The organism is Nannocystis pusilla, assembly GCF_026626665.1.
GTDB classification, from domain to species: Bacteria; Myxococcota_A; Polyangia; order Nannocystales; family Nannocystaceae; genus Nannocystis; species Nannocystis pusilla.
In genome coordinates this window covers 6,204,215-6,228,908 of record NZ_JAPNKE010000002.1, presented here as the reverse complement: position 1 = coordinate 6,228,908, position 24,694 = coordinate 6,204,215, and the positions used below count along the sequence as shown (strand labels likewise).

Sequence of the window (24,694 nt, the reverse complement as noted above, 5' to 3'; positions counted from 1 at the left end):
GCGGCGTGTCCGTCCGTTCCGGCGAGTTGATCATGACTATCCCCCAAGCCACAGAGCCGCCGAGCGGGCTCGACGACGCCGAGGCCGCGCGCCGCCTCGCCGCCGACGGGCCCAACATCTTGGCCCGCGAACAGCAGCGCGGCCTGCCGGCGCTCGTCGGCGACGTGCTGCGCGAGCCGATGTTCCTCCTGCTGCTCACGTGCAGCGCGATCTACTTCGTGCTCGGCGATCTGCACGAGGGTCTCATCCTGCTCGGCTGCGTCGCGCTGGTGCTCACCATCACGATCGTCCAGACCCACCGCACGGAGCGCGCGGTGGCGGCGCTGCGGGACATGACGAGCCCGCGCGCGCTCGTGGTGCGCGGCGGCGTGGCCCGGCGGATCGCCGGCGCCGAGGTCGTGCGCGGCGATCTTGCCCTGTTGCACGAAGGCGACCGCGTGCCCGCCGACGGCGACCTGCTGGAGGCGACCTCGCTGGCGATCGACGAGTCGCTCCTCAGCGGCGAATCGGTGCCGGTCGACAAGCGCGCCGGTCCGGAGGGGCGAGGAGCGGACACGCAGGTGTTCGCCGGTTCGCTGGTCGTCAAGGGCCACGGGATGGCCCGGATCCGCGCGACCGGGGCTCGCAGCGAGATCGGCAAGATCGGCGCCTCGCTGGCCGACCTGTCGGGTGGCACCTCGCGCGTGCAGCAGGAGATCGGGCGACTCGTCCGCATCTTCGGCGTGCTCGGCGGCCTGTGCTGCGCGCTCGTCGTGCTGTTCTACGGGCTCGCGCGCGGCGAGTGGCTGTCGGGCCTGCTGGCCGGGATCACCCTCGCCATGTCGCTCCTGCCCGAAGAGTTCCCGCTGGTCTTGACCGTCTTCCTCGCGCTGGGCGCGTGGCGCATGTCGCAGCGCAACGTGCTGACCCGGCGGATCCCCGCGCTCGAGAGCCTCGGCGCGGCCACGGCGCTGTGCGTCGACAAGACCGGGACCCTGACCGTCAATCGCATGACGCTGATCGAGCTCCGCGCCGGCGAGCAGGTCTGGCAGGCCGAGCGAGACCAGCCGCTTCCCGGCCTGCTGCGCCCGCTGGCCGAGTACGCGGCGCTCGCCAGCCAGCGCGAGGCGATCGATCCGATGGACGCCGCTTGCCGGCGCTTCTGCCACGAGCGTGTCGGCGACGACGAGCGACTGCACCCCGGCTGGCAGCTCGAGCGCGAGTACCCGTTGACGCCGGCGCTGCTGGCGGTGGCGCAGGCGTGGCGCACGCCGGACGGGGCGGTGGTGGCCGCCAAGGGCGCGCCGGAGGCGATCGCAGCGCTGTGCCGCCTCGACGAGGCCGCCCGCGCCGCCATGAACGCCGCGGTGACGGCGATGACGGCCACGGGCCAGCGGGTCCTCGCCGTCGCGCGGGCGGACTACGACGGCGAGCCGCGGACGTCGCCGGCCGACTACGCGTTCACCTGGCTCGGCCTGCTCGGCTTGCACGACCCGCCGCGCGCCGAGGTCCCGGCCGCGCTCGCGCGCTGTCGCGAAGCTGGCCTTCGGGTCATCATGATCACCGGCGACGCCCCCGGCACGGCCCAGGCGATCGCCGCGAAGGTCGGTCTCTCGGGCCAGCGAATTGCGACGGGCCGCGAGCTGGACGAGCTCGACGACGCGGCCCTGATCGCGCGGCTGCACGGCGTCGAGGTGTGCGCTCGCGTGCTGCCTGCTCAGAAGCTCCGGATCGTGCGCGCGCTGCAGGCGGCAGGCGAGACGGTGGCGATGACCGGCGACGGGGTCAATGACGCCCCGGCGCTCAAGGCGGCGCAGATCGGCGTAGCGATGGGCGGGCGCGGCACCGACGTCGCCCGCGAGGCGGCGGCGCTCGTCCTGACCCGCGACGACTTCACGGATCTGGTCGCGGCGGTCGCCGAGGGGCGGCGGATCTTCGCCAACCTCCGCAAGGCGCTCGGCTTCATCGTCGCCGTCCATGTGCCGATCGCGGGCCTCGCCCTGGTGCCGCTGCTGTTCGGGTTGCCGATGGTGTTTCACCCGGTGCATGTCGTCTTCCTCGAGCTGATCATCGACCCGTCGTGCTCGGTCGTGTTCGAGGCCGAGCCGGCGGAGCCCGACGCGATGCGGCGACCCCCTCGACCGGCGGATGCGCCGCTGCTCGATCGCCGCATGCTGCTCGCCTCCCTCGCACAAGGCGCGGCGGTCTTCGCGGTCTGCCTCGCGGTGCTCTACCTCGGACAGGTTCGCCTCGGCCTGTCGCTCCCGGCGGCCCAGGGCATGATGTTCGCGACGCTCGTCCTCGCCAACCTCGGCCTCATCTTCACCCATCGCGCTCAGACCTCCTCGTGGCTGGCGAGCCTGCGCAACCCGAACCGCGCGCTCCGGTGGGTCATGGTCGGCACGCTCGTCGTCCTCGCCGCGGCGCTGACGATCCCCGGCGTGCGCGCGCTGTTCCATTTCGAACCGCCGCCGCGCGCGTCGATGTTCGCGTGGGCGCTGGTCGGCCCGCTGTGCGTCCTGCTGGTCGAGGCGGTCAGACGCCTGCGGGCCACCCAGACGGTCATCCTCGGAGGAGCGAAGCAATGATGTTCGCGTCATCATCCCTTGAGCCGAGAGCGTGGACATGACGAGCTCGATCGGTGAACGAGTTCAGTGCGAGGCGCTGCTGCGCAAGCTGGTGCCGGTCGAAGAGGCCGTCCGGCACGTCCGCAGCGGTGATGTGCTCGCCGTCAGCGGGTTCACGAAGGCGGGCGAGCCCAAGGCGTTCTTGCCGGCCCTCGCCCGCCACCTCGCCGGTCTCCCCGACGCGCGCATCAGCGTCTACAGCGGCGCCTCGCTGTCGGAGGAGGTCGAGGCTCCGCTCGCGCCGTTCATCGCCCGCCGCGGGCCGTACATGGCGAGCGCAGCCTCGCGGCGGCTGATCCACGCCGGCAAGATGGACTACGCCGACGCGCACCTGTCTCACTTCGCGCGCGGCCTGATGTACGGGTTCTACGGCGACATCGATCTGGCGGTCGTCGAGGTCTCGCGGATCCGTCCGGACGGCAGCGTCGTGCTGTCGGCGTCGGTCGGCGTTTCGGCGGAGGCGCTGGCGCGCGCCCGGGCCGTCGTCCTCGAGGTCAACACGGCGATCCCGGACTTCACCGGCATGCATGACATCGTGCTGCCGCCGGCGCCGCCCACCATCGGCTGGCCCGTGCCCGTCACCGGCGTGCGCGACCGAATCGGGCTCCCGTACGTGCTCTTCGATCCGTCGAGGGTGGTCGCCGTCGTCGAATCGCGGCAGCCTGACTTCCCGGTGGCCTTCCGGGCCGGTGGGGCGACCTGCGACGCGATCGCCGGGCACGTCCTCGCGTTCCTCGGCGAGTGCCGGGATCGATTCGGCTGGCATCATTGGGTCCCGCCATTGCAATCCGGGGTCGGCAACATCGCCAACGCCGTGATCTCCGGGCTGGCCCGCTCGCCGTTCCAGCGCTTGCACTTCTGGACCGAGGTGTTTCAGGAGGGCCTCCTCGACCTCGTCGCCGACCGCGACCGCTTCGCGGGCGCCTCGGCGTCGGCGATGTCGCTGGCCGACACCGAGCCGACGCGGGTCGAGGCGCTCATCCGCGCGGCCCGGGGCGACCTCGTGCTGCGGCCGATGTGGATGTCCAACAATCCGGAGATCATCACCCGCCTGCACGTCGTCGCCATGAACACGCCGCTCGAGGTCGACATCTACGGTCACGCCAATTCGACGCACGTCGGCGGCTCGCGGGTCGTCAACGGGCTCGGCGGGAGCGGCGACTTCTTCCGCAACGCGTACCTCAGCGTCGCCCACACGCCCTCGATCCGGACCCTCCGCGACGGTCGCACCGTCTCGTGCGTGCTGCCGTACGTGAACCACGTCGACCACACCGAGCACGACATCAAGTGCATCGTCACCGAGCACGGCTACGCCACCAACTTCGGCATCCGCTCGCCTCGGGCCCGCGCGCGCGAGATCATCGATCGCTGCGCCCACCCGCACTTCCGCCCGCTCTTGCACGACTACGTGACGATGGCGGGCGACGGCGACGAGCCGCGGCTGCTGGCGATGGACCGGCTCGAGGGGTGGTGGCGAGATTACGACGCGGCGTGCGCCGCGTTCCCTGGCGAGCCGGGCGGCGCGCCGCACGGTCATTGACGCGGGCCGGGGCGGCGCGGTGACGCGTGCAGCCGGCCGCCGCCCGAACCCACCGGCGGCTCGCGTGGCGCTCGCGGACCGCGGCCGTGCAGCTTCTGCACGAGCACGCACTCGCTGCGTCCGATCCGCCGCTTCCTGCCGCGTGTCGGGCCCCGGCGCCTCGCCTCCGCCGGTGGCACGACGCTTGCTGAGCGGATGAAGCAAGCATGACTTCGCTCGCGCTCTTCGTGCTCACCCTCGGAGCAACCCCATGATCCGCTTCGCGCTCGGCCTCGCGCTCGCCGTGCACGGCCTCATTCACCTCATCGGTTTCGTCGTGCCGTGGCGGCTCGCCGAAGTGCCCGGATTCTCGCCGACGACGGCCGCAGTATGGGGCCGTGTCGAGCTCGGACCGCTGGGCGCGCAGCTGCTCGGGATCGGCTGGTTGCTGGGCGCGCTCGGGTTCCTCGCCGCGGCCGTGGGCGTGTGGCTGGGCGCCGCCTGGGCGCACCCGTGGATGGCGATCAGCGCGGCCGCCTCGATCGTCCTGTGCATCTTCGGCGCGCCGGCGGCCTCGGCCGGCCTCGTCGTCAATCTGGCGCTCCTCGGCGCCCTGGGGGCCGGGCTGTTGATGGACTTCATCGTACGAGACCCAGCCATGGCCGTGGCAGACGAGTCCGTCGTCATGGTCCACAAGCGTTGAAAGGGACCCATGCACCTGGCCCTCTCATTCGTGGTCGCTCTCGCCGTGCCGGCTCCGCAAGGCGACGTCGGCGGTTCGCTCGCTCCCGTCCTCGAGCAGCCGCGGCGAACCGAGGGCGTCGGCTTGCTGACCGTCGGCGCGCTGGCCGGCGCGGCCGGGCTCGGGCTCGGCCTGGCGAGCGCGCCCGACATGGCCTCGCTCGAGAACTGCGTCGATTGCCCCCGGCGTCTGCCGCCGACCATGTTCGCCGCAGTCGCGCTCAACACCGCGAGCCTCGGGCTGCTGGCGGCCGGCGCCGGCCTCCGCGGCCGTCTCCGCGGCTCTCACGACGCCGTGCGCGGGCCTTCGCGCGGGGCAGGGGTGCCGTGGATCTCGCTCGGCAGCCTGGTCACGGCCAGCGGGGTCCTGCTGGTCGCCGGCGGGCTGGGGTGGCAATACGCGGAGTCGTCTCGCGCCTCGGCGACGCCGTGGATGCTGCTGCAGCTCGGCCTGTCGAGCGTCGTCGGCGGCTCGGCCCTGCTCGTCTACGGGCTCACGTATCAGCGGTTCCGGGGGATGTTCCGCGGAGCCCGGCTGCAGATGGCGCCGCAGCTCGGCGAGCGCCAGATCGGCCTCGCGCTCGTCGGTCGCTTTTAGGATCGCCTGGTGCCGCGCGCCGATGGCTCGCGCGTCCTCGACTATCGCTGGTGCCCCCGCGTCGTCGCGGTCGATGCGTCGCCGGGTGCATGAGCCACGCGATCGTTGGCCTGGCCGCCCGCGTCGATCGTGCGGTCCCAGAGCGCGACGGTGGCGACCGCCCCGACGACCAGCGTCACTGCCGCCACGCGCAGGACCTGCAGACCGAGGCGTCGACCGCCGACGGTGAACGCCAGGCCGGCCTTCAGCACCGTGTTGCTGGCGACCGCGGCGAGGATCGTCGCGCCGGCGATCGCGGGCGAAAGGCCGGCGTCGGCGAGCGTCGCCGTCGACAGCGTGATCGCGTCGACGTCGGTGAGGCCGGCGGCGAGCCCGGCGACCACCAGCGCGCTGTCCCCGAGCGTCGCCCGGATCACGTGGACGACCAGATGGACGCCGGAGAACAGCAGCCCGAAGATCACCGCGCTGCCGAGCTCGAAGGGGTTGAGGAGCGTCACGCCGCCGGCGTCGCGCGCTCGACCGACGACGCCGAGCTGCGGCGCGAGGGCCAGGAGACCGGCGACGAGCATCGTCCCCAGCGGCACCGCGATGGTGCGCGCCAGGTCGGGGGCGACGACGGCGACGGTCAGCAGCACCCGCGCGAGCATCATCGCGTTGGCCGCCGCGATCGCCACGACGCAGCTGTCGACCACCGCGGGCTCCGCCCTGGCCCGCCTGGCCATGTTGAGCGCCACGGCCGTCGACGACACCAGGCCGCCGACCAGGCCGGTGAGGATGAGCCCGCGCCCGGCGCCGAGCAGTCGGGATGCGACGAAACCGACCCAGGAGACGCCGCCGACGAGCAGGATCATGCGTCCGGTGTGGGCCGGATTGATCGCGCCGTAGGGGCCCAGGCCCGCGTCGGGGAGCAGCGGCAACAGCACGAGGGCGACGACCAGCAGCTGCAGGGTCGCCAGCAGGTCGTCCTCGGAGATGTGGCGCAAGATCGCCTGCACACGCGGCTTGAGCGACAGCAGGAGCGCGACGATCGTGCCCAGCGCGCCGGTCGTGATGAGGCGCACCTCGAAGTCCACCAGCAACGCGTCGGCCATCACGAGCATGCCGAGCAGGAACGTGACGAGCGCCGCGGCCTCGGTCGTGAGTCCGTGCTCGCGGTGCTCGACCGTGGACCCCAGGCGATGCGCGGCGAGCAGCGCGGCGAGCACGAGCAGACCGACGAGCGGGAGCGCCGGCGACCCGCCGCCCAGGAGCCATAGCAGGCTGCCGGTCAGCGAGAACAGCGGGAACGTCCGCAGGCCGGCGGGGACGACCTGCGCGCCCTTGCGGGCCATCGATTGCTGGCGCTCGAGGCCGACGAGCAGGCCGACACCCAGCGACACTCCCAGCCCCGCGAACAGCTCCACCTCCATACTTGCCACCGTCGTCGCTCCTGGGTGCTCGCAATGAATCGTCGTCGGAGCTGCCGCTGGGCGTCGCGCTCACCCGAGATGCGTGTGGAGCATCTCCGAGAAGGCGCGGCAGGCGTCGACGGTCGTGAAGACGCCGACGACGTGATCGTTGTCGACGATCACCGCGGAGCCGTACTTGTGCCGCGCCATCTCCTTGACGACCTCGTCGATCGGGGCGTCGGGGCGGATCGCGTACACCTCCTGGGACATCGCCTCCTCGACGCGGACGCGCTCGGGGTCCACGTCGCGCAAGGTCTCGACCATGTGGAGGTCGCGATCCGAGAGGATGCCGACGAGCCGCGAGGCGGACAGGACGGGCAGGTGGCGGATCCGGTGCTTGCGCATGGTCTCGTGCGCGGCGGCCATGGTCTGGTCGGCCCCGATCGTGTGCGGCTCAGTGGACATGAATCGACGGACCTCGGGGATGCTTCGGTGCTTGGACATCGCGTCCGTCGATTGCATCTCACGTACCAGCCCGGATGCTCGTGATCCGGGCTCCGCGTCGCCGCGGGAGGTGCAAGCCTTGCGTCGACGCGCACGGCCGGCGCCTGGCACGGAGCGCGTGAATCAGGGCGAAAGATCTGCCGGCACGCTCCGTCCGGATCGCTCGTAAGCTCTCTTTGTATGCGCTGTCTCGGATCGCTCGGTCTCTGCTGTCTCCTCGCCTGTCCCGCGCCCGCCGTCGATGACGTCGACGACGGGGCGCCGGACGCGGCCTCGCAGGTGACGGCGCCGCCCGGGACAGCCACGGCGATGGTCGATCACTTTCACGACTCGCTGCGCATCAAGAACGCCGTGATCGCCGGCGATCTCGCCGAGGTGCCGCCGGCAGCGCAGCGGCTCGCCGAGCAGTTGGTCCCCGAGCGATTCCCCGCGGCCTGGCGCGACCACCTCGGACCCACGATGCGGATGGCGGCCACCGCCGGCGCAGCGCGCGAGCTGCCCGAGGCCGCGGCCGCGGCCGCGGGGCTGGCGTCGGCCTGCGGCGATTGCCACGCCGCGATCGGCAGGGGCCCCGAGTTTCCCGCGCCGGGTGTGCCGCCCGTCGGCGAGTCACACGATACGCGCGCTCACATGGCGCGTCATCAATGGGCTGCGGACCGGATGTGGGAGGCGCTGGTGTCGCGTTCGGAGCCGGCGTGGTCCGCCGGCGCGACCGCGCTGGTGAATGCGCCCCTGAACAGCGAGGACTTGACCCGCGACGTCGAGCTCCCCCAGGAGGCGCTGGACCTCGGCGTCCGGGTGCATGACCTGGCGGCCCGCGCCACGCACGTGACCGACTGGCCGGCGCGCACGGCGATCTACGGCGAATTCCTGGCGTCTTGCGCAGGCTGTCACACGGGCGGGTGTTGAGCGCCGGCGACGGCGAGCGACTCAGACAGGGGAGATCGCGATCGGCGTCGCGGTCGGCAGCGCGACGGTGAAGGTCGAGCCCTCGCCGATGCGGCTGTCGACGTGAATCTGGCCGCCATGCGCGGCGACGATCTGCGCGGCGATATGAAGGCCGAGCCCGAGACCGCCGAAGTTGGCGGAGGACGCGGCCCGTTCGTAGCGCTCGAAGATGTGGGGGAGCCGATCGGCCGGGATGCCGACACCATGATCGCGGACGACCAGCGTGGCGCGGCTCCCGTCCCCGGCGACGCTCACCTCCACCGGACGGCCGGCACCGAACTTGAACGCGTTGCTCAGCAGGTTGGACACCACGACCTCGAGGCCCGTGCGGTCTCCTTGCAAGAGGATCGGTCGCTCGGCCGAGCAGCGCAGCTCGCAGGCGTGACGCGTCGGCAGGTCCGCGCTGTCGCGGATGACGTCGCTTACGAGCTCGCACAGGTCGAGCTGCTCGATCCGCAGCGGAGGCGTGCGACCGCCGTGCAGCGGCGCGAGGACCACCAGATCGATCAGCCGCGAGAGCCGCGTGGCTTGCTGACCGATCTTGTCGACGACGCGCTGCACGGGCGGCAGGACCGGCTCGATCAATCTCCTGCGGAGGAGGTCGATGGCGAGCTTGAGGGCGGTGAGCGGGGTCCGCAGCTCGTGTCCTGCGAGCAGGAGGAAGTCATTGCGCGCCCGGATGGCCTCCCGGGCCTGCGCGAGCAGGGTGATGTTCTGGAGCACCATGCCGATCTGCTGCGCGTACGCCTCCGCGAAGCGGAGGTCGTCGCGGTCGTAGCTGCGCGTGTCGCTGGCGAATGTGAGGACCCCGGTGATCGCGTCGCGCGCGAACAACGGGACGGACATCATGCTGCGGACACAGAGCGCCTCGAAGAAGTCGATCTGTCGTGGAGGCAGGTCGTTCTTGCGCAGGGTGTCGCCGTCCGCGACGGGAATCAGCAGCGACTGCCGCTCCCGCAGCGCCCTGAGGGCGATGTCCGGGCTCGCCGGATCGTGGCAATACTCCGCGCACATCGTCGACAAGAGCCGCTGCGAGGCGGGACGGACGTGAGCAGTCGCCGCGCAGCGGACCTTCGCGCCGTCGACGACGATCAGGGTGGCGAGAGCGCCGAGGGTGGGGATGGCGCGGCGCACGACGACCGCGTGCGCATCGCGGAGGTCCATCGACTCGGCGACGGCGGTCGAGACTTGGGCCAGGAAGATCGCGCGGCGCTCGTTCTCCTCGGCTCGATTGCGGGCTCGGATCTCGAGCAACGAAGAGAGGATATGGCTGACGGTCAGCGCCAGCTCGCAGTCGCGCGAGCTCCAGCTCGCCGCCCGCGGACACAATCATGGCAGAGGACTCCGATGAGTTCGCCGCGGGCGAACACCGGGACGTCGAGCATCGACTGGATCCCGTGCATGCTCAAGTAAGTCTCGAGCGAGCGGCTGCGTCGGTCGGTCCGCGTGTCCTTGATGTCGAGCACCTGGACCCGGCGGATCTCGGTGAAATACTCCGGGTTGTCGCGTTCGAGGACGACGGCTCCGCGCTCGAGGAGTCGTTTGCTGGCGACATACCCGAGCTCGCACACGAGCGAGGGCGGGTCGGCGCGAAAGCTCCAGTAGCTCGCCCGCTCGACGCCGACCAACTCGCACGAGATCTCGAGGACCTGATGAAGCGCGCTGTCCCACTCGTCCTTCTGGAGGAGGCCGAGCCGCAGCAGGGTCGCCACGACCGAGGTCTGCTTTCGTGGCATGGTGTCGAAGACGTAGGTGTCGCTGCTTGCAGGCGCAACGAGGCTGCCACTCGAGCGCGTCGCTGCCTCCGGAACGAGCCCGACGATGCCTGCGAACCCGACGTGAGACCCCCTCCGGGCCACGCCTGCGTGCAAAATGCGCCTGCAGCGCCGTCGGCGTTCACGGCGATATCTGCCGGCGGGACCGCCTGCGCAGCGGGCGCTGGAGGATTTCCCCGGTGTCCGAGGAGCTCCCCCGACACGCGTCAGGGCGTGATGGCGACCTTCAGCACTCCGTCGCGCTGGTGGCCGAACAGGTCGTACGCGGCCTCGATCTCGTCGAGCTTGAAGCGATGCGTGACGAGGGGACCCAGGTCGATGCGCCCGGCCGCGACCACGTTCATGAGCCTGCGCATGCGCTCCTTGCCGCCCGGACACAGCGTGGTGACGATCGTGTGATCGCCGAGTCCGGCGGCGAAGGGACCGAGAGGCAGCTTCAGGTCGGTGGAATACACGCCGAGGCTCGAGAGCACGCCACCGGGTCGCAGCACCCGCAAGCAGGCCTCGAACGTCTGCTGGGTCCCGAGCGCCTCGATCGCCACGTCGACGCCGCGACCCTCGGTGAGGCGCAGGATCTCCTCCACCGGATCGACCTGGCGGAAATCGACGACGTGGTCCGCGCCGAGCCGTCGCGCCATCGCCATGCGACCGGGCACGCTCTCGACGCCGATGATCGTGGTCGCGCCGCGGAGCCTGGCCCCGGCGGTGGCGCACAGCCCGATCGGCCCCTGGGCGAACACCGCCACGGTGTCGCCGAGCCGGACGCGCCCGCTCTCGGCGCCGGCGAACCCGGTCGACATGATGTCCGGGCACATGAGCACCTGCTCGTCGCTCAAGCCGTCGGGCACCGGCGCCAGGTTGACCATGGCGTCGGGGACCCGCACGTACTCGGCCTGGCAGCCGTCGATGGTGTTGCCGAAGCGCCAGCCGCCGAGCGGCTTGAAGCCGTGCCGCGTGCCCGCCCCGCACTGCGCGTGGCAGCCGTCGAGCGAGGCGTACGAATGGCCCGACGGCGTGATCGCCCCCGCGATCACGCGCTGGCCCTCGCGGTAGCCCTCCACGGCGGACCCGAGCTTCTCGATCACGCCGACCGGCTCGTGCCCGACGACGAGGCCCTTGCGGACCGGGTATTCGCCCTTGAGGATGTGAATGTCGGTGCCGCAGATGGTGGTGGTGGTGACGCGGACGAGCGCGTCGAGCGGGCCGATGTCGGGGATCGGTCGCTCCTCGAGCGCGATGCGGCCAGGTTCGACGAAAACTGCGGCTTTCATGGTGCGCATGGGCGACTCTCCGTGAGCTATGAATTGAGGCGGATTCCGGGACCGCGCATGCTCAGCAATCGGCGTGCCAGGGCCCCGATGCGAGTCGAGCCGGCGGAGCCGCCTGGCGAGGCGCTGAAGCGATTGCAGCGCCGCGCAGCTTCTGCACCACCGCGGCGACGACGGCCGGCGGAGCCAGCGCTCGCACGGCCTCGATGCCGTCGGCCGGATGGGTCCGCAGCGCGTGCAGAGGTTGCGCTCGCCGGGTGCGAGGCCGCCGCGGCGACGCGATGGCATGGGCCTTGCTGCCGGGTCGGGGCGATGCCCGACGAGCCCACGCCGACTCTGACCCTTCACACGCGAATCGGCATGGCCGCTCTCTGCTTCGGCGTCGCCGCGATGATGGGCGCCGCGTCGGCGCTCGGGATCTTCGCTCGCGGCGACGGCGACGCGCAGCACGCCACCAGCATCCGCGGCGAGGTCTTTCACTATACGACCTCCGGCGTCTATGCCTTCAACGCCGAACGGGTGGTGGCCGAGGGGATCGGGTGGGACTGGTTCACGCTCGCGGTCGCGACGCCGGCGATGCTGGCGGCGCTCCCGCTGCTCGTCCGCGGCTCGCTGCGCGGGCGAATGTTCGCGCTCGGGCTGCTGGGCTATGCGTTCTATCAATATTTGATGTACGCGACGAGCTGGGCGTTCGGCCCGCTGCTCCCGCTGTTCATCGGTCTCTATGCGACGAGCCTCGCGGGCATCGTGTGGATCGTCTCGACGATCGACCTCGGCGCGGTCGCCCGGGCGCTCGGTCCGGGCTTCCCGCGCCGGCGAATGGTGGCGCTGTGCTGCGTCATGGCCCTCGTGCTGCTCGGCATGTGGACGCAACGCGTCGCCGTCGGGCTGCGCAGCGAGACGCCGCAGCTGTTCGGCATGACGACGATGGTGGTTCAGGCGCTCGACCTCGGGCTGATCGTGCCGCTGTGCCTGTGGACAGCCGTGACGACCTGGCGCCGGCGACCGGTCGGCTATCTGCTCTCGGCGCTGCTGGTCGTCAAGGGCTTCGCCATGGCCGCCGCGATCGTGGCCATGCTGCTGTCGGCCTGGGCGATCGAGGGCACGCCCGAGCTGCCGGCGCTGATCGTGTTCAGCCTGTTCGCCGCGATGCTGAGCTGGCTCGGCCTTCGCATGTACACGGCGGCCGCGCCCCGAATCGAGGATCGTCATGCAGAGATCGTCGCAGTTTGAACTTCGGCGCTGGATCGCCGCCACGCTCGTCGCCGAGGCGCTCGGGTTCGCCGCGGGGATGGGGCTCGGACGGGCGATCTACTTCCTCGTCGGCGGCGAGCCGTCCGGAGCCGCCGGCGTGCTGTTCGTCGTCGGCCTCTCGACCCTGGCCGGCGTGATCGAAGGCGCGTGCCTCGGAGCGGGCCAGTGGCGGGTCCTCCGCGACGTGGTCCCCCGGGTCGGTGCGGGCGCGTGGATCGCCGCGTCGGCGACGGGCGGCGCGCTGGCGTGGATCCTCGGCATGTCGGCCGGCCCGCACGTCCCGTCGCCGCTGCCCGCGCCATGGATCGGCGCGCTGGCGCTGGTGCTGTCCGGCCTGGTCCTGGGGGCCGTCCTCGGCGGCGCGCAGGCGATCGTGCTACATCGGCGCGCCGGCCCCTCCGGGTGGTGGGTGAGCGCCAACGCTGTCGGCTGGATGCTCGGGCTGCTGTGCGTATACGCGGGAATGACCCTGGTGCCCGACGGCGCCCTCACGGCAAGCGGGCTCGTCATCCTCGGCCTCAGCGGCGCGGCGATGGCAGTATCGCCGGCGCTGGCCACCGGGCTCGTACTGCGAGCATTCTCGCGGTCGCGGCGAGAGCCGTGACGCGAACGCGGAGGGGCCGCATGTCGACGAGCGTGGTCGCGGCCGGCGCACCTCGTCGCCGGCCGCGGCTTCGCCGCTCGGTTCAAGCAGGTTCGCCGCTCACTTCGTCTGCACCGCGATGGGTCAGCACGCCCTTGTCGAGGGTGGCGTCTGCGAGGACCCGAGCTCGGTGGCGGCGCACGACTCGTCGGAGAGCCCCAGCTCGCGCACGAGGCGCTCGATGGCCACCAGGCCCTCCGTGATCTTCTGGAAGAAGGACGGGTTGTGGGCCACCGGGTGAAAGCGCGGGTGCCTCGACCAGATCTGCCGCAGCCGCTGGTCGAGCCGGACCGCCTCGCTCGCGGTCTCGATGCGCGCCGAGTTGGCGCTGACGATGTCGTGCCCGCCGGCCGCCGCGGTCTCGAAGAAGACCACGGCGTCGTAGCGCGCCAGCTCGTCGGCCAGCGAGGTGCCGAGGCCGGTGAAGAAGTCGTCGACGTCGCCGGGCCAGTAGGCCGCGCCGTCGACGGTCCCGCGGTCGCACAGCAAGATCCGCCCCGGATAGAGCGCGGCGTACACGTCCTCGTGATTGCGCTGCACGTGGAAGATCGCGGCCTGAGCGGCGCGCACCGCCGCCGGCGTGTCGACGCGGGGGAAGCCGCCGGTGAAGAGCATCGTCGCGGCCTCCGGGACCAGCGCGACGCACTCGCCGATCTCGCGGCAGAACAGGTCGGCGGCGGTGGTCTTGCCGCCGCCTGGTCCACCCGTCAAGACGATTCGGGCGGGCGTTCGCAGGGGCGCTGGGCGGGTATCGAACAAGGCGAGCTCCTCACCCCGATGCGGCTCGTCGCGGCGCTCGCGGACCCATGCTCTGGCCAAAGGGTCCGCGGACGCACGCGCGGCGTCGGGCTTTCGTCCCGCGATCGAAGGCGAGGCCTTCGACCGCGGCGTGCGGTCTTACTTTGGTCGGCCGCGTGGTCCGTCGTCGCGAAATCGTTGCGCGGCGCGACCGCGGCCGCGTCGGCAATTCTTCCGCTCCCTGAAGCGTCGACCTGGCAGACGTTCAGGGTGATGACCCAGGGCCCTCGACACCTCTCTCTGACCTTCCTCGGCGCGACCGGCACGGTCACCGGATCGAAGTATCTCCTCGACACCGGTGATTGCCAGGTGCTGGTCGATTGCGGATTGTTTCAGGGGTACAAGCAATTGCGCCTGCGCAACTGGGCGCCGTTACCGCTGGCGCCGGCAGCACTCGACGCGGTCGTGCTCACCCACGCGCACCTCGATCACAGCGGCGCGCTGCCGCTGCTGGTGCGCCAGGGCTTCCGCGCCCGCGCGTTCTGCACCCGCGAGACCGCCATGCTGTGCAAGATCCTCCTGCCCGACAGCGGTCGCCTGCAGGAGCTCGACGCGGAGTACGCCAACCGTGAGGGCTTCTCTCGCCATCACCCGGCCCGGCCGCTCTACACCGAGGAAGACGCGATGTACGCCCTCAAGCGCCTCAAGTCGATCGATTTCGGCGAAGAGTTCCAGATCGCGCACGGCCTCACGGGGGCGTATACGCCTGCGGGGCACATCCTGGGCGCCGCCAGCCTGCGGGTATCCGGGGACGGGCTCCCGAGCGTGGTGTTCTCCGGCGATCTGGGCCGACAGAACGACCTCATGATGGATCCGCCGGCGCCGCGGCCGGCCGCGGAGTACGTCGTCATCGAATCGACGTACGGCGATCGCACGCACCGCACCGAGGGCCCGGACGACGTGCTGCTCGAGGTGATTCGCCGCACCGCCCGGCGCGGTGGGGTGGTCGTGATCCCGGCGTTCGCGGTCGGGCGGGCGCAGGCGCTGCTCGTCCTGCTCGACCGGATGCGGCGCCGGGGCCAGATCCCCGATCTGCCGATCTACCTCGACAGTCCGATGGCGAGCGCGGTCACCGAGCTTTACGGCGATCATCTGTCGGCGCAGAAGCTCTCCGGGGAGGAGCTGCGGACCGCGCTCCGGGTGGCGCAGCCGGTCGACACGAGCGAAGAATCCAGGGCGATCGACCTGCGCGGCGGCCCGGCGATCATCGTCTCGGCCAGCGGCATGGCGACCGGAGGGCGCGTCCTCCATCACCTCAAGCGCTTTTTGCCCGACGAGAACAGCGCGGTGGTACTCGCCGGCTTCCAGGCCGGTGGTACCCGCGGCGCCGCACTCGCCCGCGGCGCCTCGTACATCAAGATCCACGGGCGGCATGTGCCCGTGCGCGCGGAGGTGGTGCAGCTCGATTCGCTGTCGGCCCACGCCGACCGCGAGGAGCTGCTGGCGTGGCTGGCCTCGGGTCCGCCGCCGCGGCAGGTCTTCATCACCCACGGCGAGCCCGACGCGGCCGAAGGCCTCCGTATGGCCATTCAGGAGCGACTGGGCTGGAGCTGCGCGATCCCCGAGTATCGCCAGACCTGCGAGCTCGGGTGAGCCGCGCGGGCGAGCCGCGTCACCGCGCGCAGGCTCGCCCGACGGAGCCGGCGCGGACGTCGACCGGCACCGGCGGCGTCAGCTCGTAGAGATAGCCGCGCTGGTCCCGCGCCACGACCCAACGCCCGCCGTGGCCGGCGACTCGTCGCACGTACGTCTCCTCGATCGGGCCGCGCACCGCGTAGTCGCGGTGGCGCAGCAGGAACGCGGCGAGGAGCAGGGCTTGATGGTTGTAGAGCCGGTGACAGCCGTGGCTGTCGCCGCTCAGGATCGAGCGATAGCTGACGCTGCCGTGGGTGCGAATGCCGTGATCGATCATGTGCACGTGATCGCCGTGATCGACCTGCTCGTGGTGGACCAGCATCATCAGGCCGTAGGCCGAGCGATAACCGGGGCCGACCAGGTCCTCCTTGACCGTCCATCGACCGTCACGGACGCCGAGCAGCTCGTCGTCGGGGGTGCTCGCGGGCGCGAACCACACCGGGGCCGCGACCAGGTCGCGCCACACTCTCGGGCCCACGTCCGAGGCCTTGTGCCGGCGGACGATCGCGCCGTCGGCCAGCCGCTCCGGTTTCCAGCCGCCGAGCGTGGTCGGCCAGCGCACCAGCGCGATCTCGCGCTCCCCGGTGCGCGCGTACAGCTCGAGCACCGGACGACGCGGACGGGCGACCTGCGAATCGTCGTCCTCCTCGCGCGCCGCACCGCTGCAGTGAATCACCGCCCGCAACGCCATGGTGCTGCCATGATAGGCGGGCGGCCGCGGCAGACGCACCGCGATCGGCGTCGGGGTAGCGTCGAGCAGGGCGCGGAGCGAATCACGGGTGCTGGCGAAATCATGCCACCCGAGCGCTCGCGCGGCCGCCTCGGTCGTCGGTGACACGAGGTCCGCCGCGCCGTCGGCGAGCGGGGCATAACCGGCGTCGAATCGCAGCTCTGCGGGGTCGAGTCGGCGACCCAGCACGGTGCCCCACTCGCCGCGCGCCGAGCCGTCCTCGATCAGCCCGGCGGCATCGGCCACGCGCTGCCGCAGCACCCGCAACGCCAGGCGCAGGTCCAGCTCGCGGCTGTCCGCGAGCAGCGCCGCCTGCGTGTCGCCGTCGAGCTCGCCCGCGGCGACGATCCAGTGCCGACGCTGATACACGGCCAGCGCTCTGGCGGTCTCGCTGCCGAACACCCCGCGCCGGGTCTTCGCCGGAAGCAACCGTTCACAGACCAGGTGGGCCTGCGCCGCGCGGATCGCCCGGTCGACGGCCTCGGCTTGCTGGTATTGTTCGAGCGCCCGCGCCTCGCCCTCACCGAGCCCCGTCAGCTGCTCCGGCGCTGCGAGACCGTGGCGACGCACGTCGTCGCCGAAGCGTTCGTCTGCCGCTGGACGTAGGTATCACGATACGCCGGCGGGGCTTGTCCGCGCTCGCTGGCGGCGCCTGCGAGCGGATAGGGGGCCCAGTCGTCGTGGAGGTCGATCAGGGAGAGCCCCGCCGCGCGCGCCTGTTCGGCGCACCCCGCCACGACGCGCCCGGCCTCGTACACCCGTACCGGCGAGCTGCAGGCGGCGTGGGTCGCGTCGATGGGCTCGGGCGTCGCGGGTGAAGACGCCCAGAACGCCGCCGCCGCGGCCAGCCGAATCAGGATAGACATGGGACCTTACTTCGCCTCGCGCGTCTCGATCCGCACCGTCGTCACTCCGAACGCACGCGGATACGCTCGCGCTCCGCCGCCCCACATGCAGGCGATCCCGAGCAACAGGCCGAAATCATACCAGCGGCCGGTATTGTACACCTCGTAGACCCGAACCGAATCGTCGAAGACTCCCACCACGAGCGACACCCAGGCGATGACCCCGTGCCAGAGCCCCATCCAGAACCCCGCGGGTGCGTCGCTGGAGAAGCGCGGATCTCCGGCGGCGCAGGCCGCCAATCCGAGGACCGCGACGAGGATCCATGCGGCGTGCATCAGGGAGAGCGAGCCGGACGAGCGGAAGGAAGCGCGACGAGGGGCGGCACGTTGCATGGCCCCGTCACCTACGCAACCTCCGTGCCAGCACGATCGCCAGCGGCGGCGCCATCGAGGTCCCCGCCGCACATGCACCGCTTGCGCGTCGATGCAGAAACGGCAGCCCGCGCCGCGCACGGCCCTTCGCATCGGGGAGCCCGCGGATTACCGTCCGACCTGCACCTCGCTCGAGAGGGCAGGTCATGCGAGGCACGCCAGAAACCGCTCGAGGTCGTAGAGCGCGGCCTGACCCGCCGGTGCGAACAGCGGCGGTAGCATGAGGTCGAACGCGTGCAGCGTCCGCGGCAGCTCGATGTAGACCGCGGGCACGCCGGCTCCGACGAGGGCGCGGTGGAAAGCGCGCGCCGACTCGACCGACACGATGTGGTCGTACTCCGCCTGGAAGTGCAACGTGAGCGGACAATCGCGGCCGACGTGACGCACGGGCGAGGCGAGATCGAAGCGCCCGTGGATCTCCTCCGGCAGACCGCCGACCAGGTCGCGCATGAGCTGGCGATGAGGAGGCGGCGGCGGCATGTTCTCGGGCTTCATCAGCCGCCCGAACAACCTGCGATACAACGCCGTGGCGAGTTTCCCGGGTGGAGGCCGCACGGGCTGGACCGGGGCGCCGCCCGGGGGCTCGAAGCGCCGAGCCCACGCGTCGTAGGCGCGAAGGTCGGGGACGCCATAGTACGAGACGACCGCGCGCACCGACGTGTCGGCGCCCCGCAGATCCCCCGGTGTCAGCTCCACGTGGCGAGGCGTGTACGCGGCGAGGAGCGCGATGTGGCCGCCCGCGGACCCTCCCATCAGCACCACCTTTTCGGGAGAGACCCCGTATTCCGCGGCGTGGGCCTTCATCCATACGATCGCTCGCTTCGCGTCGCCGACCATCCCGAAAACATCGGTCTCGGGGCACAGGCGGTACGCCACGTCCATCACGACGTGCCCCTGTGCCGCGAGGTGACCGAAGAAAGCTCGAGTCCCCACATCCTTGTCGATGAGACACCAGGCGCTGCCGTGCAGATAGACGATCGCCACGCCGGTCGGCCTCACCCCCGGTGGCGGTCGCCAGAGGTCGCTCAGCAGCGGGCGTCCGGTGCCCGGCACCGTGGCGAACGCGACATCGCGCGTGACCTCGGCCGCGGGAGCGCTCGGCACCCGCCAGCTCCAGCGGTGTTGCAGCATCTTCCGCTCCGCCTCGGTGCCGATCCGCTCGCGCCAGTCACCCCCGAGGCCCCGCGCGAGAGCTTCGTCGTGCGGCACGGTCACGGCGTACACGTGGCTGGCGGCGAGGACACAGGCCACGAGCCCCACGATGAAAGCGAGGACCGAGCCGAAGGCGAGGCCGAGGAGCGCTGCGACCGCGCCGACGAGCGCCACGTAGTGCGCCCAGGCCGTACCGACGAAGTTGAACAGCAATACGAAGAGCGTGGCGCGCGATTGGATCCGGATCCATGGCAGAGCGGCGAAGAGGAGCGATACGATGGACAATCCAACGCAGAGGTGCTTCATGGCGCCCCATCACGGTGCTCCGGAGCATGGCGGGACGGGTGCGCCAAGATTGCCGTCCCTCGAGCCGACCGGGTAGAGCCGATCACGCGGTCGCTCACCGACCGAGACCGGCGCATTGACCTGCAGGAGCCGCCGCCGGCGATCCGCCTTCGTGCTCACGGGTAGATCCGCCGCGGGTCTTGCATGCGCAGCGCACGATTTGCATGTTGCGGCTCCGGAGCAGGGGCAGTCCGGCAAATTTCCAACGATTCTCTCGGCACCCGCCCGGGTGCGCGGGTTGCAGACCAGTGTTCGACGACGGACGAGCGCGCGTCAGTCGCCGTCGCGCCGGCGCACTTGTCGTGAGTGCGCCGGCTCATGGCTCCTCTCGTCTTGAAGACGGCCACATGCTCGCGCTCTCGCTCAAAAGGTCCCGGCCCATGCTTCCTGTCCTCTTTGCCACGCTGGCAGCGTTTGCCCTGTCCGGGTGTATCGGCATTGCGGCGCCTCCGTTCATTCCGCCCCCGGTCCTGCCCGAGCGAGACTCGACACCCGAGGCCATCGAATGTCTGGACGACGAGGCGTGTCCGGAGAAGGTGCCGTCGCCGGCCGTGGAGGACGAACCCGTGGACGAAGACGAGCCATGGCGGTACGTCCTTGCTGCCTGTTCGAGCCGCGGCCAGACTGCCCCGTTGTCGCCCGTCGCCGGCGTCGACTTCCTGTGGGCGCACTCGCAGCGGTATGTCGGCACTACCGACAAACATTCGCATCCGGATGGACGTTGCAGACGTGCATCGCTCGCCGCTCGTCGGCCCCCCTGGCCCAGGCGGCGGGAGCACAGACGAGCGCCAGGCCCTGAGACGCCAGGTTGGCTCCGGCCCCCGCGACCGTCTTGCCACCGCTCGAGCAATTCGCCATCCGGGCCTGCCGGCGCCGTCGCCGGCGGCGGCCCGCAGGCTCACGCCGTCGCGCCGGCCGAATCGTTTCCTCGGTGAAAGATCGATACCCCCTAATGGCAGCAGGCGCAGGAAGCGGGCAGCGCCGCGTCGGCCTTCGCCGGGCGTTCCCCCGAGGCGCAGCTGCGGACGCCTGCGCCACGCTGCAGAATCTGCATCGCCAGCTCACTCTCCTCGACGCGACGACCATGCCCTCGCCGTTGGCCCGGGGTTTGCTGCTGCGGGGCCATGTCGTCGACCCTCCGCTTCGTCCTCCGCGCGCTCGCCTGTCACGTCGCCACCTACTTCGTCGCGGGGATTGCTGCGATGCGGCTCGCCGACTACGCGACGCTGTTCGCACGGCCCGACGTCGCCGTGCTGATGCGTCCGCTCGACGATCCGTGGGTCGCGGCGGGCCCGACGATGCAGGTCCTCCGCGGTCTGGTGCTGGGGCTCGCCCTGCGCCCGGTATGGCCGGCGCTGCGGACCTCGCCGCGCGGCTGGCTCGCCCTCTGGGGGCTGCTCGTCGGCCTCGCCGGGCTCGGGGCCACGGGCGCGGCGCCGGGTTCGCTCGAGGGCATCGTTTACACCGTGCTCCCGCTCGACTTCCACCTCCGCGGGTGGCCGGAGGTGCTCGCGCAGACCCTCGCGTTCGCGTGCCTGCTGCACCGCTGGGAACGCTCGCCGTCGCGATGGCTGGCGGTCCCCGTGATCGCCACGGCGGCGCTGGCAATCGTGGCAAGCGCCCTCGGCGTGGCGGCCGCGCTCGGTTTGCTGCCGCCCTCGTGATGCGGTGCAGCATCTGCGCGGAGGCGCAACTTTGGCCTCGACGCACCAGGGCTGCGTCCCGAAGGGTCGAAGCTCGGTGACGGCACGCGGCTTGCTTGACGGTCGACCTCGCCATGATTCCACTGCATGACACCATCCCCGCCCGCCATGCGCCGATGGCCGTGTGGGGACTGATCGGCGCGAACGCGCTGGTGTTCGCGCTCGAGCTCGGCCTCTCGGCGGACGCCCTGGCGGCGCTGTTCGACATGTTCGCAGCAGTGCCGGCGCGGCTTGCGGGCGACGCTCCGCCGATCTGGACGCTCGTCACTTGCATGTTCCTTCACGGCGGGTGGCTGCACCTGCTGGGCAACCTCTGGATGTTGTGGATCTTCGGCGACAACGTCGAGGACCGCATGGGTCCGGGCCGGTTCGTCGCGTTCTACTTGCTATGCGGCTTGCTGGCCTCGGCGAGCGAAGTCGCGGCGCACCCGGCCGCGAGTGAATCAGTACTCGGCGCTTCGGGGGCGATCGCCGGGGTGATGGGCGCATATCTGGCGATGTTCCCGCGGGGGCGGATCGTCATGCTCGTCCCGCTGCTGTTCTGGCCGCTGTACGTCACAGTGTCGGCCTTCAGCTTCCTGTTGTACTGGTTCGTCTTGCAAGTCCTCTCCGGTAGCCTCGACGCAGGTACGGGCGGGGTCGCCTATGCGGCGCATGCGGGCGGCTTCATCGCGGGATTGCTGCTGCACCGCGCCTTTCTGCGTGACGAATAACGGGCAGGTGGTGTCGCGGCGCGACGCCTCTCGCCGGCGATTGCGGCGATCGCCCCGAGTCACGGCATTTCGCGCTCCGCGAGAGCCGCAGGCCCGTTCTGCGCGCCTCGAGCTGCCCTGCCGTCATAAAATCCACCGGGCCGCGGCGCCGCCTCGCGCGCCGGCGGTGGCTCGCGCTTCCGAGATGCCCTGCGCCGGGGTCGTCCTCAACCGACCAGGGCAGGTCGAGCGAGCAGGCGCGCCAGCGGAAGGCGAGCCCGATCGCGGCCCCGATCAGCGCGACCAGCAGGACGACGTGCATCACCGGGTCGAACCAACCCAGGCCGAGCACGCCGAAGTCGAACGGGAACACGGCGTAGACGGCGGCTGCGCCGGCCAGGTTGGCCGCCGCCACCGCGCAGGCGATGAAAGACCGCAGCGAGCGCGACGGGAACATCAGCAGGAGCACGTTCCCGAGGATCCCGACCAGGCAGGCCAGGCTCATCGCGTCCACGGCTTGCGCCCAGCGCTCCGTCACCACCCCCAGCGTCCAGGGCCGCCACATCGCGTGCGTGTGGATCAGCAGGAGGGCGAAGGCATGGCCGGCGATCGCGGCGGCGCTGTCGAGGCGTCCTGGAGGCCTCGGTCGGGCGACGAAGGCGCGCTCCTTGGCCCGCGCCCCCAGGTGCATGCCCCACGCGCGCGCCCGCTCGCGCTCGCCCTCCTCCAGCGGTCCATCGGCGTCCTTGACGAAGAACTGCTCGGGCTCGTCGATCAGCCGATAGCCGAGCGCCTCGAGCCGGGACGCCGCGCCGCGGGCGGCCGAACCGGAGGATCGGGCCGATCTTGCGGATCGCCGTGTCGAACGCCGCGGCCATCTCCACCCGCTCCGCCTGCTTCAGCCCTTCGAGCCAATCCCGCACGCCGATCCCCGACGACACCGGCTCCGCGTGGTGCTGGCGGGCCTGTTCCATCGCCGCGCTGCGGCTCACCCCGCGGCTCATGCCCCACGCGTGGGTCGGACCGCCCACGACGACCAGATCGACGCCGTCGGGCAGACGGCCGGCCTTCCCGACCTCGCTCACCTCGACCTCGAACTCCGCGCGCAGGCCGTCGCCGATCGCCTCCGCGATCTGCCGAGTGTTGCCGAAGAAGGACTCGTAAACGACCAGGGCTCGCATGCCGAGAACATGCGCCGCCCCGGCCGCGCGGGAGCCTGCAGAATCGGCGGGGCGCGCTCGAAGCGAGTGCAGGTCCTTCGCGCAGCACCCTCGTGCGGGCCGTAAATCATGTCGGCGCCCTTCCTGGCCCTGGTGGGGGCCTCGCGCCACGCCCTGCCCACCGTGCATTGGAAGAAACGCGCCGGTCCGGCGCCAAACTTTCGCCGCGCGCGCAGAGGCTGCGCAGTCTCTTCCGGAACGCCGCCGCGTCGTCGGGTTCAGGCATGTAGAACGCCTTTCACGGCATCGCACAGGGAGACCGCCATGCTCATTCGCAGCGCATTCTGTCTGCTCCTCGGGACATTCTCGTGGGACTGCAACCCGGACACCGACAAGGAGCCCTTCACCCGGCCCGACGTCCCCGTGGACACGGTGAACGGGTACTTCGAGGTCGAGGTGGCGCCCGAGGAGGGCACCGACTGGCCCCCGTGGGGCAAGGGTCCGACGACCCTGGCCGCCGACGTCCGCCCCGGCCCCGACCCGGCGCCGACCGACGATCCGTGGATCCTCGCGCGCCTGCCCGTCGAGCCGCCGTACACGCTGGAGGTCCGCGCACCGGTCCGCGAGGCCGACGGGCGCACCGCCCCGCCGCCCGCTGCCACCTCGCTCGACGACGACGGCCGGCACTGGCAACTGGACGGCCTCGACCTGTCCGCGCCCGGCGTGTGGTCGATCGAGGTCGAGCTGCGCAGCGACGGAGGCCTCGTCGACACCGTCGAGCTCCGCTTCGAGGTCGAATGATCGCAGCCACGAGGGCCGCGCAAGATTCTCGCCCGGCCGTCGCAGGCCTCGAAGACGTTGCGCGCCGCGAGGAAGCCCCCGCGCACCATGACAGCGTCATGCGAATCCTGACAGTCGTGTGTATCGGCCTCCTCGACCTCGCCTGCGTGGCGAAATCCCAGTATCAGTCGCTCGCCGCGGAGCGCGACCACGTCGCGCAGGAGCTCGCGGGCGCCCGGTCGGCGGCCTCTCGCCGGGAGGCCGAGGAGGCGCGCGCGCTGCAGACCGCCCAGGCCGCGCTCGACCACTGCAGCGAGCGCGTCGCGGCGCTCGAGGCCGACGGCCGCCACCACGTCGAGCAGATCGTCTCGCTCGAGCAGCGCGGGCTCGTCCTCGAGAACGACCTCAACGTCCTGCAAGGGCAGCTCGCCCAGCTCGTCAAGGACCGGTCGCGCCTCGGCGCCTCGGTCGCCGAGATGCAACGCGCCCTCGCCTCGCTGCTCGAGCGCGAGCGCGAGGCCCGGCGCCGCATCGACGAGTACCGCGACGTGGTCGCGCGGTTCAAGGACCTCATCGACGCCGGCAAGCTGCAGGTCCGGGTCGTCGACGGACGCATGGTGCTCACGCTGCCGATGGACATCCTGTTCGCCAGCGGCTCCGCCAAGCTGTCGCGCGAGGGCAAGGACGCGCTGTCCGAGCTCGGTCAGCGGCTGGCCGCGATGCCCTCGCGCCGGCTGCAGGTCGAGGGCCACACCGACAACGTGCCGATCCACACCGCCACGTACGCCTCCAACTGGGAGCTGGCCGCGGGCCGGGCGCTGGTGGTGGTCCGCGCGCTGTTGGAGGCAGGCCTGCCGCCCGAGCGCCTCAGCGCCGCCAGCTTCGGCGAGCACCGCCCGACGGCCCACAACGACACCGACGGCGAGCGGGCCAAGAACCGCCGGATCGAGCTGGTGCTCGTCCCCGACCTTTCGCTGCTGCCCGGCTATGCCGAGCTGAACCAGCTCGCCGCCGGCAGTTGAAGGAACCTCGCGCGCCAGAGCGCCGACTTCGACGACCCGCCGACAGGTGCTGCGGCGACGACGGCGCGGAGTGGCACGATGCCTGCGAGTTCATGCTCGAACAATGCCCCCGATCGGCCGCGAGGGGCCGTCGGCGAGGCAGATCGATCCCGGCGC

General features: G+C 71.4%; 23 protein-coding genes and 1 pseudogene. 12 read left to right on the top strand and 12 right to left on the bottom strand.

The window, feature by feature from the left end; all coding sequences use genetic code 11:
- Positions 1-32 precede the first annotated feature (32 nt).
- The 4 genes from OV079_RS27515 (at position 33) to OV079_RS27500 (ending at position 5,464) form a co-directional block, all read left to right on the top strand.
- Positions 33-2,567, top strand: coding sequence for a cation-translocating P-type ATPase (locus OV079_RS27515; protein WP_267771909.1), 2,535 nt, complete (start codon positions 33-35; stop codon positions 2,565-2,567).
- Positions 2,568-2,604: 37 nt separating this feature from the next.
- Positions 2,605-4,146 (top strand): acetyl-CoA hydrolase/transferase C-terminal domain-containing protein, encoded by a 1,542-nt coding sequence (locus tag OV079_RS27510; RefSeq protein WP_267771908.1) that lies wholly within the window; start codon positions 2,605-2,607, stop codon positions 4,144-4,146.
- A 250-nt stretch (positions 4,147-4,396) separates the two neighbouring features.
- On the top strand, positions 4,397-4,828 hold the full coding sequence (locus OV079_RS27505) for a hypothetical protein (protein ID WP_267771907.1): 432 nt from the start codon (positions 4,397-4,399) through the stop codon (positions 4,826-4,828).
- 9 nt (positions 4,829-4,837) lie between these two features.
- A complete protein-coding gene (locus tag OV079_RS27500) occupies positions 4,838-5,464 on the top strand; it encodes a hypothetical protein (RefSeq protein WP_267771906.1) in 627 nt (208 codons plus the stop codon).
- 41 nt (positions 5,465-5,505) lie between these two features.
- Here the strand turns inward: OV079_RS27500 and OV079_RS27495 are convergent, their stop codons facing one another.
- Both OV079_RS27495 and OV079_RS27490 read right to left on the bottom strand, forming a co-directional pair.
- Positions 5,506-6,873, bottom strand: coding sequence for an MgtC/SapB family protein (locus OV079_RS27495; RefSeq protein WP_267778651.1), 1,368 nt, complete (start codon positions 6,871-6,873; stop codon positions 5,506-5,508).
- Positions 6,874-6,942: 69 nt separating this feature from the next.
- Positions 6,943-7,356, bottom strand: coding sequence for a CBS domain-containing protein (locus OV079_RS27490; protein ID WP_267771905.1), 414 nt, complete (start codon positions 7,354-7,356; stop codon positions 6,943-6,945).
- Positions 7,357-7,536: 180 nt separating this feature from the next.
- On the opposite strand from OV079_RS27490, the gene OV079_RS27485 reads away from it, so the two are divergent.
- Positions 7,537-8,265 (top strand): hypothetical protein, encoded by a 729-nt coding sequence (locus tag OV079_RS27485; protein WP_267771904.1) that lies wholly within the window; start codon positions 7,537-7,539, stop codon positions 8,263-8,265.
- 21 nt (positions 8,266-8,286) lie between these two features.
- Here OV079_RS27485 and OV079_RS27480 read toward each other — a convergent pair whose 3' ends face one another.
- The 3 genes from OV079_RS27480 to OV079_RS27470 form a co-directional block, all read right to left on the bottom strand.
- A complete protein-coding gene (locus tag OV079_RS27480; RefSeq protein WP_267771903.1) occupies positions 8,287-9,558 on the bottom strand; it encodes a GAF domain-containing sensor histidine kinase in 1,272 nt (423 codons plus the stop codon).
- A 23-nt stretch (positions 9,559-9,581) separates the two neighbouring features.
- A complete protein-coding gene (locus OV079_RS27475) occupies positions 9,582-10,040 on the bottom strand; it encodes a GAF domain-containing protein (protein WP_267771902.1) in 459 nt (152 codons plus the stop codon).
- A gap of 245 nt (positions 10,041-10,285) precedes the next feature.
- Complete coding sequence (locus OV079_RS27470; protein WP_420829427.1) at positions 10,286-11,359, bottom strand: NAD(P)-dependent alcohol dehydrogenase; 1,074 nt, start codon at positions 11,357-11,359, stop codon at positions 10,286-10,288.
- A gap of 348 nt (positions 11,360-11,707) precedes the next feature.
- Here OV079_RS27470 and OV079_RS27465 point away from each other — a divergent pair, with 348 nt between their 5' ends.
- Complete coding sequence (locus OV079_RS27465) at positions 11,708-12,580, top strand: hypothetical protein (RefSeq protein ID WP_267771900.1); 873 nt, start codon at positions 11,708-11,710, stop codon at positions 12,578-12,580.
- Positions 12,558-13,205, top strand: a complete 648-nt coding sequence (locus OV079_RS27460) for a hypothetical protein (RefSeq protein WP_267771899.1) — start codon at positions 12,558-12,560, stop codon at positions 13,203-13,205. Before OV079_RS27465 ends, OV079_RS27460 begins: the two co-directional genes overlap by 23 nt.
- A gap of 123 nt (positions 13,206-13,328) precedes the next feature.
- On the opposite strand, the gene OV079_RS27455 is transcribed toward OV079_RS27460, so the two are convergent.
- Positions 13,329-13,955 (bottom strand): AAA family ATPase, encoded by a 627-nt coding sequence (locus OV079_RS27455; RefSeq protein ID WP_267771897.1) that lies wholly within the window; start codon positions 13,953-13,955, stop codon positions 13,329-13,331.
- A gap of 300 nt (positions 13,956-14,255) precedes the next feature.
- On the opposite strand from OV079_RS27455, the gene OV079_RS27450 reads away from it, so the two are divergent.
- A complete protein-coding gene (locus OV079_RS27450; RefSeq protein WP_267771896.1) occupies positions 14,256-15,635 on the top strand; it encodes an MBL fold metallo-hydrolase RNA specificity domain-containing protein in 1,380 nt (459 codons plus the stop codon).
- 19 nt (positions 15,636-15,654) lie between these two features.
- Here the strand turns inward: OV079_RS27450 and OV079_RS27445 are convergent, their stop codons facing one another.
- From OV079_RS27445 to OV079_RS27430, 4 genes are all read right to left on the bottom strand, one after another.
- Positions 15,655-16,977: a peptidoglycan-binding domain-containing protein gene (locus OV079_RS27445; RefSeq protein WP_267771894.1), complete on the bottom strand. Its 1,323-nt coding sequence runs from the start codon at positions 16,975-16,977 to the stop codon at positions 15,655-15,657.
- On the bottom strand, positions 16,941-17,273 hold the full coding sequence (locus tag OV079_RS27440) for a hypothetical protein (RefSeq protein WP_267771893.1): 333 nt from the start codon (positions 17,271-17,273) through the stop codon (positions 16,941-16,943). Before OV079_RS27440 ends, OV079_RS27445 begins: the two co-directional genes overlap by 37 nt.
- Positions 17,274-17,279: 6 nt before the next feature.
- Positions 17,280-17,645, bottom strand: coding sequence for a hypothetical protein (locus tag OV079_RS27435; RefSeq protein WP_267771892.1), 366 nt, complete (start codon positions 17,643-17,645; stop codon positions 17,280-17,282).
- 183 nt (positions 17,646-17,828) lie between these two features.
- Positions 17,829-19,049: an alpha/beta hydrolase gene (locus tag OV079_RS27430; RefSeq protein WP_267771891.1), complete on the bottom strand. Its 1,221-nt coding sequence runs from the start codon at positions 19,047-19,049 to the stop codon at positions 17,829-17,831.
- A gap of 1,256 nt (positions 19,050-20,305) precedes the next feature.
- On the opposite strand from OV079_RS27430, the gene OV079_RS27425 reads away from it, so the two are divergent.
- Positions 20,306-20,845 (top strand): hypothetical protein, encoded by a 540-nt coding sequence (locus tag OV079_RS27425; protein WP_267771890.1) that lies wholly within the window; start codon positions 20,306-20,308, stop codon positions 20,843-20,845.
- Between the two features lie 95 nt (positions 20,846-20,940).
- Positions 20,941-21,597: a rhomboid family intramembrane serine protease gene (locus tag OV079_RS27420; protein WP_267771888.1), complete on the top strand. Its 657-nt coding sequence runs from the start codon at positions 20,941-20,943 to the stop codon at positions 21,595-21,597.
- Here the strand turns inward: OV079_RS27420 and OV079_RS27415 are convergent.
- Together OV079_RS27415 and OV079_RS58640 are read right to left on the bottom strand one after the other, a co-directional pair.
- Entirely contained in the window at positions 21,551-22,141 is a 591-nt protein-coding gene (locus OV079_RS27415; protein ID WP_267771887.1) for a hypothetical protein, read from the bottom strand. The genes OV079_RS27420 and OV079_RS27415 overlap by 47 nt on opposite strands.
- Positions 22,142-22,631: 490 nt before the next feature.
- Positions 22,632-22,757, bottom strand: a pseudogene (locus OV079_RS58640) (flavodoxin); the annotation flags it as partial.
- Positions 22,758-23,060: 303 nt separating this feature from the next.
- Here OV079_RS58640 and OV079_RS27405 point away from each other — a divergent pair.
- Entirely contained in the window at positions 23,061-23,537 is a 477-nt protein-coding gene (locus tag OV079_RS27405; RefSeq protein ID WP_267771885.1) for a hypothetical protein, read from the top strand.
- Between the two features lie 98 nt (positions 23,538-23,635).
- On the top strand, positions 23,636-24,538 hold the full coding sequence (locus OV079_RS27400; protein ID WP_267771884.1) for an OmpA/MotB family protein: 903 nt from the start codon (positions 23,636-23,638) through the stop codon (positions 24,536-24,538).
- Positions 24,539-24,694 lie beyond the last annotated feature (156 nt).